This is a genomic window from Streptomyces sp. NPDC020597 (genome assembly GCF_044335095.1).
Classification (GTDB): domain Bacteria; phylum Actinomycetota; class Actinomycetes; order Streptomycetales; family Streptomycetaceae; genus Streptomyces.
The window spans coordinates 355,040-369,657 of record NZ_JBIRUL010000002.1; the positions used below are offsets into that span (position 1 = coordinate 355,040).

The 14,618-nt window shown below is 74.6% G+C and carries 8 protein-coding genes; 6 read left to right on the forward strand and 2 right to left on the reverse strand.

The features are described from left to right. Window positions 1–107: 107 nt before the first annotated feature. Entirely contained in the window at window positions 108–1,124 is a 1,017-nt protein-coding gene (locus ACH4ZA_RS05195) for a Gfo/Idh/MocA family oxidoreductase (protein WP_319280808.1), read from the reverse strand. A gap of 128 nt (window positions 1,125–1,252) precedes the next feature. Between ACH4ZA_RS05195 and ACH4ZA_RS05200 the strand changes: the two genes are divergently transcribed. The 6 genes from ACH4ZA_RS05200 to ACH4ZA_RS05225 all read left to right on the forward strand — a co-directional run bounded on the left by ACH4ZA_RS05200 (window position 1,253) and on the right by ACH4ZA_RS05225 (window position 12,057). Next, entirely contained in the window at window positions 1,253–1,990 is a 738-nt protein-coding gene (locus ACH4ZA_RS05200) for a GntR family transcriptional regulator (RefSeq protein ID WP_319280812.1), read from the forward strand. Between the two features lie 265 nt (window positions 1,991–2,255). After that, window positions 2,256–3,404, forward strand: coding sequence for an ROK family glucokinase (locus ACH4ZA_RS05205; protein WP_398428082.1), 1,149 nt, complete (start codon window positions 2,256–2,258; stop codon window positions 3,402–3,404). 218 nt (window positions 3,405–3,622) lie between these two features. Next, on the forward strand, window positions 3,623–4,216 hold the full coding sequence (locus ACH4ZA_RS05210; RefSeq protein WP_319280810.1) for a sugar kinase: 594 nt from the start codon (window positions 3,623–3,625) through the stop codon (window positions 4,214–4,216). Window positions 4,217–4,351: 135 nt separating this feature from the next. Further along, window positions 4,352–7,204, forward strand: a complete 2,853-nt coding sequence (locus ACH4ZA_RS05215; protein WP_398428252.1) for a DEAD/DEAH box helicase — start codon at window positions 4,352–4,354, stop codon at window positions 7,202–7,204. A 620-nt stretch (window positions 7,205–7,824) separates the two neighbouring features. Next, the gene (locus ACH4ZA_RS05220) at window positions 7,825–9,936 is read left to right on the forward strand and encodes an SWIM zinc finger family protein (RefSeq protein WP_398428253.1); all 2,112 of its coding nucleotides are present in this window, start codon (window positions 7,825–7,827) and stop codon (window positions 9,934–9,936) included. Between the two features lie 141 nt (window positions 9,937–10,077). Next, window positions 10,078–12,057, forward strand: a complete 1,980-nt coding sequence (locus ACH4ZA_RS05225; protein WP_398428083.1) for an ABC transporter ATP-binding protein — start codon at window positions 10,078–10,080, stop codon at window positions 12,055–12,057. Window positions 12,058–12,276: 219 nt separating this feature from the next. On the opposite strand, the gene ACH4ZA_RS05230 is transcribed toward ACH4ZA_RS05225, so the two are convergent. Next, entirely contained in the window at window positions 12,277–14,589 is a 2,313-nt protein-coding gene (locus tag ACH4ZA_RS05230; RefSeq protein ID WP_319281479.1) for an FtsX-like permease family protein, read from the reverse strand. Window positions 14,590–14,618 lie beyond the last annotated feature (29 nt).

Here is a 14,618-nt window from a genome sequence, read left to right on the forward strand (position 1 = left end):
TCCGCTCACGCCGTCCCGAGGGCTCCGTCCGCCGTCCCGGGGCACCGTCCGCCGTCCCGGTGGCTCCCCGTCCCGGCTCACGGCGTCCCGAGGGGCAGCGTCCCGGCTCACGCCGTCCCGAGGGCGGCCGGGATCTCCGCGAGCCGTACCGCCCGGCGTTCGCGGCGGGACACCTCGCACGCCTCGGCTATGCGCAGGGCCTGCAGGGCCTCCCGGCCGTCGCACGGATTGGCGCGCTTCCCGCGGACGACGTCCACGAAGGCGTTCAGTTCCGCCGTGTAGGCGGGTTCGAAGCGTTCCAGGAATCCCGTCCACGGCTTGTCCGCGGCAGGCGGACCGGTGGGCTCGGTGGACGCGATCGGCGTGCGGTCGTCCAGGCCCACGACGATCTGGTCCAGCTCCCCGGCCAGCTCCATGCGGACGTCGTAGCCCGCCCCGTTCAGCCGGGTCGCCGTCGCGGTGGCGAGGGCGCCGTCGTCGAGGGTGAGGACCGCGGCAGCCGTGTCCACGTCCCCCGCCTCGCGGAACATCGCCGGACCGGCGTCGGACCCGGCCGCGTACACGTCCACCACCTCGCGCCCGGTCACCCAGCGCAGGCAGTCGAAGTCGTGGATGAGCGCGTCCCGGTAGATCCCGCCGGACACCGGAAGCCAGGCGGCCGGCGGCGCCGACTCGTCGGAGGTCAGCGCCCGCACCGTGTGCAGCCGTCCGAGCCGTCCCGAGCGCACCGCCTCCCGGGCGCCCGAGTACCCGGCGTCGAAGCGGCGCTGGAAGCCCATCTGGAGGACGGTCCCGGCGTTCTCGACCTCGGCTATCGCCTGTAAGGTCCCCGCCAGGTCCAGGGCGATCGGCTTCTCGCAGAAGACCGGCAGTCCGGAGCGCGCTGCCCGACCGATCAGTTCGGCGTGGGCCGAGGTGGCCGTCGTGATGACCACGGCGTCCACGCCCCAGCGGAAGATCTCGTCCACCCCGGGGGCGGCCGTCTCGCCCAGCCGCAGGGCGAGCTCCTGGGCCCGCGCCTGGTCCGCGTCCGTCAGGATGAGGGATCCGACCTCGCGGTGACGGCTGAGTGTGTTCGCATGAATGGTGCCTATGCGGCCCGTCCCGATGACCCCGATGCGCATGAAACCAAAGTGACGTCGCAGACCGCACCTGTCAATGTGCATGTCCGGACAATCGGACTACACAACTTCCCGTCAACCGGTCGCGGAGCTACGCTCGGGCCGTGCCGAAACCAGGAGTGGACCCGACCGTGCAGCTGGAACTACGTGTGGACCGCAGTTCGCCGGTGCCGTTGTACTTCCAGCTCGCCCAGCAGCTGGAGGCCGCGATCGAGCACGGATCGCTCACCCCCGGCAGCCTGCTGGGCAACGAGATCGAGCTCGCCGCACGGCTCGGCCTGTCCCGGCCGACCGTCCGCCAGGCGATCCAGTCGCTCGTCGACAAGGGGCTCCTGGTGCGCCGCCGGGGCGTCGGCACGCAGGTCGTGCACAGCCAGGTCAAGCGCCCGCTGGAGCTCAGCAGCCTCTACGACGACCTGGAGGCGGCCGGGCAGCGTCCGGCGACGACGGTCCTGGCCAACACGGTGCTGCCGGCGTCCGCCGAGGTGGCGGCCGCGCTCGGGGTGGCCGAGGGCAGCGACGTCCACCGGGTGGAGCGGCTGCGCCTGGCGCACGGCGAACCGATGGCGTACCTGTGCAACCACCTGCCCTCCGGCCTGCTCGACCTCGACACGGAACAGCTCCAGGCCACCGGCCTGTACCGCCTGATGCGGGCCGCCGGCATCACCCTGCACAGCGCCCGCCAGTCCATCGGCGCCCGCGCCGCCACCGAGGACGAGGCCGAGCGGCTCGCCGAGGACCGGGGCGCCCCGCTGCTGACCATGCAGCGCACCACCTTCGACGACACCGGCCGCGCGGTGGAGTTCGGCGATCACATCTACCGCCCGACCCGCTACTCCTTCGAGTTCCAGCTGCTCGTGCGCCCCTGAGCGCCACGGCGACCGCGGGCCGGCCCGCGGGCGACATGAGCGGAGCGCGTGACATCCGTGACGCTGTGACCCCCGTCACCCTGGCAGGCCGACGGCGGGGACGCCGACCAGAGCCGCCCCGGCGACCCCCGCCACGAGCTGCGGCGTCGCGCGGGAGCCCGTGGCCGAGCCGTCGCGTTCGCCGGGCGTCCGCCGTCGTCAAAGGCCGCGCGCCGTCGTCGCCCGGCTCGGCACCCGAGGTGAGGGTGAGGCAGAATCGGCGACGATGAGCACCTACGGCAACTTCAGCGCCCCCATCGGCTCCCGCCGCGCCCCCGCACTCCGCACGGTGGGCACCAGGGAGCGCCGCTCGCTCCTCACCGCGCCACGGGTGCCCACCGTCGGCATCGACATCGGCGGCACCAAGGTGATGGCGGGCGTCGTCGACGCCGACGGCAACATCCTGGAGAAGGTCCGCACCGAGACGCCGGACAAGTCGAAGAGCCCGAAGGTCGTCGAGGACACGATCGTCGAACTGGTCCTGGACCTGTCCGACCGCCACGACGTGCACGCCGTCGGCGTCGGCGCGGCGGGCTGGGTCGACGCCGACCGCAACCGTGTGCTGTTCGCGCCCCATCTGTCCTGGCGCAACGAACCCCTTCGGGACCGCCTCTCCGGCCGTCTCGCGGTGCCCGTCCTCGTCGACAACGACGCCAACACCGCCGCCTGGGCGGAGTGGCGCTTCGGCGCGGGCCGCGGCGAGGACCACCTCGTCATGATCACCCTCGGCACCGGCATCGGCGGCGCGATCCTCGAGGACGGCCAGGTCAAGCGCGGCAAGTACGGCGTCGCCGGCGAGTTCGGCCATATGCAGGTCGTGCCCGGCGGCCACCGCTGCCCGTGCGGCAACCGCGGCTGCTGGGAGCAGTACAGCTCGGGCAACGCCCTGGTCAGAGAGGCCAAGGAGCTGGCCGCCGCCGACTCTCCGGTGGCCTACGGGATCATCGAGCACGTCAAGGGGCAGATCGGGGACATCAGCGGCCCCATGATCACCGAGCTGGCCCGCGAGGGCGACGCGATGTGCATCGAGCTGCTCCAGGACATCGGTCAGTGGCTGGGCGTCGGCATCGCCAACCTCGCCGCCGCCCTCGACCCGTCCTGCTTCGTGATCGGCGGCGGCGTCTCGGCCGCCGACGACCTGCTGATCAGCCCCGCGCGGGACGCGTTCAAGCGCCAGCTCACCGGTCGCGGCTACCGCCCCGAGGCCCGGATCGTGCGCGCCCAGCTCGGCCCCGAGGCCGGCATGGTCGGCGCCGCGGACCTGGCCCGTCTGGTGGCCCGCCGCTTCCGGCGCGCCAAGCGCCGCCGCGTGGAGCGCTACGAGCGCTTCGAGCGGTTCACGGAGGCGGCCCGCCGCACCCAGGACACGGCGTGACACGCGGGTGCCGCGTCCGCCCGGACCACGGCCCCACGTCCGTGCCGCCCTCTCCCCGCGACACGGCCATGGCGTCCGTGCCGCCCCCCGTCCGCGACACGGCGTGACCTCCGTGCCGCCCTCCGCCCGAGCCACGGTCCTCGCGCCCGTGCCGCCCTCCGCCCAGGACATCGCATGACCCCGGTACCGCCGCCGCCCCGCACCACCTCGGACACCGCATGACAGCACCGCTGCCCCACCAGGCCGCGCCCTCCGGCGAGCCGCCCCGCCCGCCGGAGGACCGCCGGCACATGATCCGCCGCAGGGCCCTCACCCTGCTGATCATCGTGCTGCTCATCGGCGTCCCGGCCGGCTACCTGGTGATCTCCGCCAACCAGAGCCGCAGCAGCGGCAAGGACAAAGAGGCGAAGTACTCGGCGACCGGCCTGACCGAGGGCTGGCCCTCGAAGGTGCAGCGCCGCCTCTACCAGGTGCCGGTCCCGCACCCCGCCAACAAGGTCGCCTACTACGAGACGAACAACTGGAAGACCAGCCGGCTCTATGTGCAGTTCCAGACCACACAGGCCGGCCTCGACCAGTTCCTCGCGGAGATCGGCGTCGGCCGGGACGACCTGAAGAAGAGCGACATCGCCATCAGCGACCGCGACCAGGAGATCACCGGCTGGAAGTTCAGCGGCCCCGGCTCGCGCCCGGGGGACGACTTCGGCGTCGTCCTCGAGCGCAAGAACCCGCAGCCGACCTTGGACATCGTCGTGAACACCGGAAACGCGGTCTTCCCGTTCGTGTACGTCGTCTCCCGCACGGTCCCCTGACCCGGCTCCCGGAGCGCCCCGGACGGACCCGGCGGGGTGACCGGCCGGCCGCCCGGGACCGATTGTCGGACCCCGCCCGTAGAGTCGAAGACGACTGATCCGAGACGGCGGGAGGTGGACACCGGCATGAGCGTCATGGCCGACAGGGCGGCTGCCGCCGAGCCAGGTTCCGCGTCCTCCTGCGTGCGCCTCGCCGCCGTCTTCCTGCCCGCCCCCCTCCCGCGCGAGGGCCGCGTCGCCTTCTGGGACCCGGCGGACGGCGCGCTGCCCGACACGGCGGAAGCCGAACGCATGGAGCTCACCGTCGTCCGGCGCCACGGCGCCACGATCCGCCGCAGGCGGACCCCCGCCCTGTCCCTGCCGCTCGACGCGGCGCTCCCGCTGCTCGTGCGCGCCCGCCACGACCCCGCAGCCCACCCGGCGACCGCCTGCTGGGGCGCGGCCGCGCTGCACGCGCTGCGGCTCGCCGCCCGCGGCCGCCTGCTCCCCGGCCTCACCCCCACCGGACACGACGCCTGGCGCGCGGGCCCGCTGGACCCGCAGGACATCGCGCATCTGCGCGCGGTCGCCGCCGCCCTCCCGCACGAGGGCCACGCCGTGCCGCTCGACGGTCCCGGCCCGCTCCTGCTGCCCCGGCCCGAGCCCCTGATGCGCTCCTTCCTCGACGCGGTGGCGGACACCCTGCCGCGCACCCCGGCGGCGCCGCACGCCTGCGGCAGGCCCTTCGCGGACCGCCGTCCCCAGCGGCTGCCCGGCGCCCACGACTGGGCCGCGGAGGTCGCCGCCGGCATGGACGCGGGCGTGCGGATCTCGCTCCGCCTCGACCTGTCGGCGTACGACATGTTCGACGCGCCCGATGACGACGGCCACGGCGGGGCGCGGGTGCGCAGCGCCGGCGCGGCGATCGTCCAGGTGCACAGCCTCGCCGACCCGACCCTGGTGACGGACGCGGCGGCTCTGTGGGCGGGCGAGGCCGACGCGGCCTTCGGTGCACGCGCCCGCGTGGACGCGGCCCTCGCCGTGCGGCGCGCGGCCCGTGTGTGGGCGCCGCTCGCCCGGCTCGCCGACCAGGACGCGCCGGACGTCCTGGCCCTCTCCGAGGACGAGCTGGGCGACCTGCTCGGCGTGGCCGCCGCCCGGCTCGCCGCGGCCGGGGTCGCCGTGCACTGGCCCCGGGACCTCGCGCAGGACCTCAGCGCGGCCGCCGTGGTCCGTCCCGCGCCCGGCTCCGCGACCGACGGCGCGGGCTTCTTCGAGGGCGAGGAACTGCTGCAGTTCCGCTGGCAGCTGGCGCTCGGCGGCGACCCGCTCAGCGAGGCGGAGATGGACGCGCTGGCGGAGGCCCACCGCCCGGTCGTGCGGCTGCGCGACCAGTGGGTGCTGGTCGATCCGGCGCTGGTGCGCAAGGCCCGCAAACGCGAACTGGGCCTGCTGGACCCGGTCGACGCCCTGTCCGTCGCCCTCTCGGGCGTGGCCGAGGTCGACGGCGAGACCGTCGAGGCGGTGCCCGTCGGCGCCCTGGCCGCCCTGCGCGACCGCCTCACCGCCGGGGTGCGGCCCGCCGAGCCGCCCGCCGGTCTGCACGCCGTCCTGCGCGACTACCAGCTGCGCGGTCTGGCCTGGCTGGACCTGATGACCTCGCTCGGCCTCGGCGGCTGTCTCGCCGACGACATGGGCCTCGGCAAGACGATCACCGTCATCGCCCTGCACCTCAAGCGCGCCCGCACCGAGCCCACCCTGGTGGTGTGCCCGGCCTCGCTGCTGGGCAACTGGCAGCGCGAGATCAACCGCTTCGCGCCCGGGGCGCCCGTCCGCCGCTTCCACGGACCGGGCCGCAGCCTGGCCGAGCTGTCCGGCGGTTTCGTCCTCACCACGTACGGCACGATGCGCTCGGCGGCCCCGGCCCTGGCCGAACAGCCGTGGGGCATGGTCGTCGCGGACGAGGCGCAACACGTCAAGAACCCCTACTCGGCGACGGCGAAGGCGCTGCGCACGATCCCCACGCCCGCGCGCGTGGCCCTGACCGGCACCCCCGTCGAGAACAACCTGTCCGAGCTCTGGGCGCTGCTCGACTGGACGACACCCGGTCTCCTCGGCCCCCTGAAGTCCTTCCGCGCCCGGCACGCGCGCGCGGTGGAGAACGGCGAGGACGACCAGGCGGTGGAGCGACTCGCCCGGCTGGTCCGCCCGTTCCTCCTGCGCCGCAAGAAGTCCGACCCCGGCATCGTGCCCGAGCTGCCGCCCAAGACGGAGACCGACCACCCGGTCCCGCTCACCCGCGAACAGGCCGCCCTCTACGAGGCGGTGGTCCGCGAATCACTGCTGGCCATCGAGACGGCGGACGGCATCGCCCGCCGCGGCCTGGTGCTGAAGCTCCTCGGCGCGCTGAAGCAGATCTGCGACCACCCCGCCCTCTACCTCAAGGAGGACGCGGCCTCCGTCGGCGACGCCCTCGCCGCCCGCTCCGGCAAACTCGCCCTGCTGGACGAACTGTTGGACACCCTCCTCGCGGAGGACGGCTCGGCCCTCGTCTTCACCCAGTACGTCGGCATGGCCCGTCTGATCACCGCCCACCTCGCCGCCCGCGCCGTCCCCGTGGACCTGCTGCACGGGGGGACTCCCGTGCCGGAGCGGGAACGGATGGTGGACCGCTTCCAGAGCGGCGCGACCCCGGTCCTCGTGCTGTCCCTGAAGGCCGCCGGCACCGGCCTCAACCTGACGCGCGCGGGACACGTCGTGCACTTCGACCGCTGGTGGAACCCGGCGGTGGAGGAGCAGGCCACCGACCGCGCCTACCGCATCGGCCAGACCCAGCCGGTTCAGGTGCACCGCCTCATCACCGAGGGCACGGTCGAGGACCGCATCGCCGAGATGCTCCAGGCCAAGCGCGCCCTGGCCGACGCGATCCTCGGCTCGGGCGAGTCGGCCCTGACCGAACTGACGGACCGTGAGCTCACCGACCTGGTCAGGCTGCGGAGGGAGGCGTGATGAGCGAACCGCACAAGAGTCCGGGGCCGGCCGACGAGGCGCGCCGAGCACTGCGGGCGGCGCGTGAGCGGCAGCAGGAACAGAGCGCGCAGCAGACCGCGCCGGAGCAGCGCGCCGAGCGGCGGACCGACCGGTCCGACCATCCCCCGGCCCCAGCGGCCCCCCGGCCCGGGGACGTCGCCCGCGCGGCCCTGCGCCGGCCCCCGCAGCCCGCTCCCGCCATGGCCGAACCGGGCTCCGCGGTGGACCCCGGTCCCGTCGACGCGCCTGGTGCCGCGGCGGACTCCGCGGCCGCCGAAGCCCAGGGCGCGGCGGCCGGCATCGGTCCGGTGACCGACGCCGGCCCGGCGCCCACGGCCGGGGCCCGCCTCGGGGCCGACTCCGGGGCCGACCCCGATCCGGGGGCCGGCCCGGTTCTCCCGTCCGGCAGCGGTCCTGCGGGCGGCTCCGCTCCGGTGGTCGACGCAGCCGCCGGCGCCGCGGCGACGGCCTCCGCCGGCACCGAGACCGTCCCCGTGGCCCGTTCCCGGTCCACGGCGGACGCCGCGCCGCCCGCCGCAGGGCAGGCCGCCGCGGATCCGGCGGAGGCGACGGCCTCCGCCGGCACCGAGACCGTCCCCGTGGCCCGTTCCCGGTCCACGGCGGACGCCGCGCCGCCCGCCGCAGGGCAGGCCGCCGCCGCGCCGCCCGCCGCAGGGCAGGCCGCCGCGGATCCGGCGGGGGCCGGCGCCCCGCCGTCCGACACGCCGCCCACCGCGCCCACCCCGTCCTCCCCGCGCCTGACGGGCGTCCGGAACACCGCGCACCCAGGGACCGGGCCCGTCCCGGACGCCGCGACCGTTGCGCCCGCGACGGCCGGCCCGCGTCCCGGGGACGTCGCCCGTGAAGCCCTGCGCGCGGCCCGGGCCCAGGCGCGCCGCGGCCCGTCCGCAACCGAGCCGCGGACACCTGACGGGGCGCCCGCGGAGACAGCCGCACAGCCGGCCCCCGAGACGGCCCTGCGCCGGCCACGTCACCGTCCCGACCGGAGCCCCGGGACGCGCTCGGCCGCGCCGCCCGCCTCGCGCTCCGCCGACGTCCGGCGAGCGGACCGCCGACACGATCGGATCGCCGACGAACGCGCCCGCGCGGTAAGGGAGTTGCTGGCCGACTCCTTCCGCATGCCGTCGGACGACAGCGCCGAGCCCGCACCCGATTCCGCAGCACCCGGTTCCGATTCCGCATCCGATTTCTCAGCCGCACCCGATTCCACCCCTGCACCCGATCGCGAATCCGCACCCGAGCCCCGGTTCGAGCCCGGCCCCGGACCGGAGCGCGTGCGAGGGAATCGCCGGGACCGCGCGGAGAGCCGCCCGGACGGCCTCGACGGCCTCGACGGCCTCGACGGCCTCGACGGTTTCGACGGTCCCGAAGGCCCGGACGGCCGCGCCGTCTCCCTGGCGCTCGACGACGTCCCGCCCCCCGCTCCCCGTTCCATGGCCGCCCCCTCCCGGGACGGCGATCACCGCCGCACCTTTCCGGCCTTCCCTCCCCGCACCGGCGAGGCCTTCGCCGGGACCTGGTGGGGGAACGCATGGGTCGCCGCGCTCGAGGAGGGCGCCCTCGACCCCCGGCGCGTGGTCCGCGGGCGCGGTTACGCCGAACAGGGGAACGTGGACGCGATCACGGTCACGCCGGGACACGTCCTCGCCTACGTGCAGGGCAGCCGCCCCCGCCCGTACCGCGTCCAGGTCCGGCTGCGCACCCTCGGCGAGGAGGACTGGGAGCGCTTCCTGGCCGCCGCCGTCGAGCACCCCGGGCACATCGCCGCACTGCTCGACAAGGAGATGCCGGAGTCGCTGGCCGCCTGCGGGGTGCCGCTGCTGCCCGGCCCCGGCGACCTGGAACCGCAGTGCAGCTGTCCCGACCGCGGTCACCCCTGCAAGCACGCGGCCGCGCTCTGCTACCAGACCGCACGGCTGCTCGACGCCGACCCGTTCGTGCTGCTCCTGTTGCGCGGGCGGGGCGAGCGCGAGCTGCTGGACGCGCTGTCCCGGCGCAACGCCGCCCGGGCTGCCCGCGCCGCACAGGAGCGGCAACCGCGGCCGCTGCCGGGCGTGCGGGCCGCGGAGGCCCTCGCCGAGCGCCGGCTGCCGCCCCTGCCGGCCCCGCTGCCCCCGCCCGCGCACCCCGAGCAGCCTCCGGTGTACCCGTCCGCGCCGAACGGCCCGGACTCCTTCGCGCTGGACCATCTCGCGACCGACGCGGCCGCCCGCGCCCACGCCCTGCTGACCAGCGGCCACGACGCGATCGGCGCACTGACCCTCTGGCAGGACGCCGTACGGCTCGCCGCCTCCCGTCCCGGCTCCGGGCTCACCGTCGCCACCCGGGCCCTCTACGCCTCGCTGGCCTCCGCCGCCGGCCGCACCCCGTCCGAACTGGCGCGCGCGGTGGCCGCCTGGCGACAGGGCGGACCGGACGGGCTCGCCGTCCTGGAGGAGTCCTGGGACCCGCCCGCGGGCCGCTTCGACCGGGCCAGGCCCCTCCTTCTGGCCGCCGACCTGCCCGCCTTCCGCCCGCGCCGCAACCACCTCACCCACCCCCGCGGCCATGTGCAACTCCGCTTCGGCCGGGACGGGTTGTGGTACGCGTACGAGTCCGAACCGGGCCGTGACGACTGGTGGCCGCGCGGCACCCCCGACCCGGACCCGGTGGGCGCGCTCACCGGACTGGGCGGCACGGGCGAGTTCTGATCACGGGCCGCCGCGATCGGACAGGTCCGGTAGGTATCGGGAAGTGCGCTGGTGTCCGATTGTCGCCGTTCCGCAGTAAATGCCTGGACTGCGGCCCTTCCTGAACGGGACACTTCCGACTTCCGAACCACCGGGAGTGTGATGGGAACAACAGATACGCCAGCGTCGACGCCGGGCAGGAGCGCCGTCGTCCTGGCGCTGCGCCGCTACGGCCTGGAACTGCTGCGACTACGACGACTGGCCCTGCCCGCGCTGCTGTTGCCGGCCGTGGGCAACATCGGCATCCGCTACGTCGCCCCCCTGCTGATCGCCAAACTGGCGGGACGGGCCGCGGACGACAGCGGTCTCGACCTCCCCTCGGCGCTGCCGTACGTGCTGGGCTTCGGCGCGACGCTGCTGCTGGCCGAGGCCGTGTGGCGGGTCGGGCAGCACTGCCTGAACCGGGTGGGCGCCCTCGGCATGGAGCACCTGTACGTGAGCGGCATGGACGAACTCCTCGCCAAGGACGCGGCGTTCTTCCACGACAACTTCGCCGGCTCCCTGACCAAACGGGTGCTGAGCTTCGGCAAGCGCTTCGAGGACTTCGTCGACACGATGACGTACCGGATCGTGGGCAGTCTCGTCCCCCTGGTGTTCGGGGCCGTGGTGCTGTGGAGCTACGAACCGATGCTCGTCGCCGGACTGCTCGTGATGATCGCGCTCACCGCGCTGGCCGCGACACCGCTGATCCGCCGTCGGCAGAGGCTCGTCCACGACCGTGAGGCGGCGATCGCCCGGGTCTCCGGACACGTCGCGGACAGTCTCGCCAACATGGAGACCATCCGGGCGTTCGCGGCCGAGCGGCGGGAGGCCGACGAACACCGCAGGCGCGTCGCGGAATCCCGGCGTCTGACGCTGAGGTCGTGGGACTACGGCAATCTGCGCGTCGACACCCTGATCGCCCCGCTGTCCGTGCTGACCAACGTGCTGGGCCTGGTGGTCGCCATCGCCTTCGGCGGCCCGGGACGAGGAGTGGAGGAGGTCGTCATCGCCTTCACCTACTACTCCAACGCGACCCAGATCATGTTCGAGTTCAACCAGATCTACCGTCGGCTGGAAAGCTCGATGACCGAGGCCGCGCAGTTCACGGAACTGCTGCTGGATCCGCCCACCGTGCTCGATCCGGCGCAACCCGAACCGCTCGCGGTGCGGGACACCGGCATCCGCTTCGAGGCGGTGACGTTCGCCCACGCGGGCGCGAAGCCGATCTTCCGGAGACTCGAACTGGACGTGCCCGCGGGGGCGAGGATCGGGCTGGTCGGCAGGTCCGGCGGCGGCAAGACCACGCTGACCCGGCTCCTGCTGCGGATGTCGGACATCGACGGCGGGCGCATCCTGATCGGCGGTCAGGACATCAGCCGGCTGCGCCAGAGCGACCTGCGCTCCCTGATCGCCTACGTTCCGCAGGAACCCGCCATGTTCCACCGAAGCCTGCGGGACAACATCGCCTTCGCCCGGCCCGGCGCCACCGACGACGAGATCCGCGCCGCGGCCCTGGCCGCGCACGTCACGGAGTTCGCCGACCAACTCCCGGAAGGATTCGGCACCTTGGTGGGGGAGCGGGGAGTGAAGCTCTCGGGCGGCCAGCGTCAGCGCGTCGCCCTCGCCCGGGCCATTCTGCGCGACGCCCCGATCCTGCTGCTCGACGAGGCGACCAGTGCGCTGGACTCGGAGAGCGAGCTTCTCGTCCAGGACGCCCTGTGGCGGTTGATGGACGGGCGCACGGCCCTGGTGGTCGCCCACCGTCTGAGCACCGTCGCCGGCATGGACCGTCTGGTCGTCCTCGACCGCGGAAGCGTCGTCGAGGAGGGATCCCACGCCGAGCTGCTGACGGCGGACGGCGCGTACGCCAAGCTGTGGCAGCACCAGTCGGGCGGCTTCCTGGGCGAGAGCACCGAGCCCGCCGAGGGAAGCCCGGCGCAGGAAAGCCCGGCGCAGGAAAGCCAGGCCCCGGTAGGCCCGGCCCGGGAAAGCGCGGCCTCGGGAGGAGGCCTCGGCGGGCTGCCCGGACCCGCCGACCCGGCGCCGGACGAGGACCACAGGGCCTCGTCGCCCGTCCCCACGGGCACCGGGTCCACGTGACCGGGTCCGGCGGGCGCCGTCCTGCGGCGGCGTCCGGCGTCTGACGCCGCCGCCCGGTCGCGCCGTCGTCCTCACCGGCCGGACCGGGCGGGGCGCCCCCGGTTCGGCCGGTCAGCGACGCGAACCCGGCCGGCTCCGACCGGACCGGCCCCCATGCGGGAGCGGGCCCCTCCCGGCGGGAGGAGCCCGACTCCGTCGGACGGGTGCGGCCCGGGGGGCCTACTCCGTGCGCAGGCCCCCAGGCCGCATCATGCGCAGCAGCGGCGGCAGGCTCAGCAGCGTGACCACGCAGACCACGGCCGCGCCCACGCCGGTCATGGCGAGCACGCTCGTCCAGTCCATCGTGACCGGTGTCCGGGTCATCTTCAGCAGCACGACGCCGAGGGTCACCCCCACCGTCGTGGCCAGGACGAGGCCGAGCCCGACCGGGAGGGCCGTCTGCCACAGCACCGACATGCTCAGCGTGCGGCGCCGGGTGCCGAAGGCGACCAGCGCGGAGAGCAGCTTGCGGCGCTCGCGCAGCTGCTCCAGCTGGGAGACCAGCAGGCTCGCGCCGATCAGCGCCAGCACGAAGGCGGTGCCGATGAACAATCCGGTGCGGATGGAGGTGTACCGGGAGTTCTCCTGGGTCGCCGTCCACCCGTAGGTCTGTGCCAGCGGGTCGATGCGTGCGGCGACGTTGCGCACGTACTCCCGTGAGTCCGGCACCGAGGGGTCCAGGCGCAGGTAGACGCCGTCCGAGAACACCGCGGGCGCGGCCGCGGGGGGCAGGGCGGCGGTGGTGACCAGCAGGCTGGTGTAGTTCAGGAGCGAGTCCTTGCGCGCGTCCACCACCCTGACGCCCGCCGGAACGGTCCAGGGCACTTCGCGGCCGCGGCCGCCGCCGTCGTACGACGGGTCGATGTAGAGCTGTCGGCCGGGCTTGATCAGGGCGATCTCGGATGCGTTGCCGGGGTCCGCGTAGCCGCTCCGCGTTCTCGTGACGAACACGTCGCCGTCCTTGCAGGAAGGCAGCGTGGCGAGTTCGCGCAGGGCGGTGCAGTCGCCCACGGTCAGGCCTTCGCTGTTCTCCGGGTTGAGCCGGGCGTCCCCGTACTGGGAGCGGGCCAGGGCCACCGCGGCCCGGACGCCCTTGGCGCCGGCGAATTCGCGCTCGACGCCGGACAGCTGCCGTGGGCCGCTGAAGTCGACCTGCATCTGGACCCGGTCGGGGTCCTGGCCGGTGCTCTCGGTGTACTGGTCCTGCGTGCCCGTGAAGAGCATCTGCAGCGCGATGGCGCCGGCCACCGCCACGGCGATGCCGTTGACCATGCGGGCGGCGGTGCCGCTGCTCAGCTGCAGCCGTCGCACGGCAAGCTGCCAGGACAGCGGGCCCTTGCCGAGCCGTGCGACGACCGCCTCCACGACCCAGGGCAGCAGGGCGGTGATGCCGATCAGCAGCATCAGGACGCCGCCGATGACGAGGTACTGGTTGAAGTCCCCGTTCTTGTGGCCCTGGCCGATCATCGGGTAGAGCATCGCGAGGCCGGCCAGCGGGGGCAGCAGCCGCCACCACAGCCGGCGGCGGCGCTGCTTGGCCGCGCGCACCACGCCGAGGGGCTCGACGACCACGCCGCGCATCGCGAGCAGCGTGACCAGCACCGCGGCGACCGGCACCGCCACCGCGACCAGCGCGGCGAGGGCCGGAGCGGGGTCGAGGTAGCTGGGCCACACGCTCACGCCGAGCAACTCGCTGGTGCCCAGTTTCTGCCGGCCGAGCAGGAAGAGACCGGTGCCCACGGCCAGGCCCAGCAGGGATCCGGCCAGCGCCTCTCCCGCCGCGATCCGCCGGGTCATGCCCCGGTCGGAGCCGACCAGGCGCAGCGCGGCGAGGCGGCGGTCGCGGCGTTCGCCGCCGAAGCGGACGGCGGCCGCGATGAACACGGCGACCGGCGCCAGCAGCGCGACGAACACGACCGCGATCATGAGCAGCAGCACCGGGTCGGTCTTCTCGGGCGTCGCGTCGGGTTTTCCGAACGCGGTCAGCCGCGTCGCCAGGGCGCCGTCCGACAGCGTCAGCCCCGCGGCTCCCGCGTAGTAGGCCAGTTCGTGCGAGCCGATCAGCCCGCGCTCGCCGATCGTGCCGATGATCCTGTACGGCAGACGCTCGCGCAGCAGTTGCGCGTCGCCCGAGTCGAGCAGCTTCCCGAGTGCGGGGGAGACCACCATCTCGCCCTTGGCCGGGAAGCGGTCGACCCCCGGGGGCAGCGGCGCCCGCGCGCCCTCGGGTTCGAGGAACCGGCCCCGGACGTCGTCGTCGTGCCAGGTGGTGTCGGCGTCGGCGACCAGCAGGGTGTTATCGGCCTTGGCCGGGACATCGCGGGAGTACACGTCGGCGTAGCGGGCGTCCTCCACCCTGGTGCGGGAGGCCATCACGTTGGGCATCGCAGTGCACAGCAGGAGCAGAACCACGCCGAGGCCGACGCCGACCGCCGTCAGCGTCGTGCGGACCCAGCCCTCGCGGCCGCCGGTGACCGCGAAGCGGGCTCCCATGGCCAGGTCCGCGGTCCTTCCCCACACCC

Excerpts from the sequence above, each read along its gene's own strand:
- ACH4ZA_RS05195 (WP_319280808.1), bottom strand. The coding sequence starts at position 1,124 with ATGCGCATCGGGGTCATCGGGACGGGCCGCATAGGCACCATTCATGCG.
- ACH4ZA_RS05205 (WP_398428082.1), top strand. The coding sequence starts at position 2,256 with ATGAGCACCTACGGCAACTTCAGCGCCCCCATCGGCTCCCGCCGCGCC.
- ACH4ZA_RS05210 (WP_319280810.1), top strand. The coding sequence starts at position 3,623 with ATGACAGCACCGCTGCCCCACCAGGCCGCGCCCTCCGGCGAGCCGCCC.
- ACH4ZA_RS05215 (WP_398428252.1), top strand. The coding sequence starts at position 4,352 with ATGGCCGACAGGGCGGCTGCCGCCGAGCCAGGTTCCGCGTCCTCCTGC.
- ACH4ZA_RS05225 (WP_398428083.1), top strand. The coding sequence starts at position 10,078 with ATGGGAACAACAGATACGCCAGCGTCGACGCCGGGCAGGAGCGCCGTC.
- ACH4ZA_RS05230 (WP_319281479.1), bottom strand. The coding sequence starts at position 14,589 with ATGGGAGCCCGCTTCGCGGTCACCGGCGGCCGCGAGGGCTGGGTCCGC.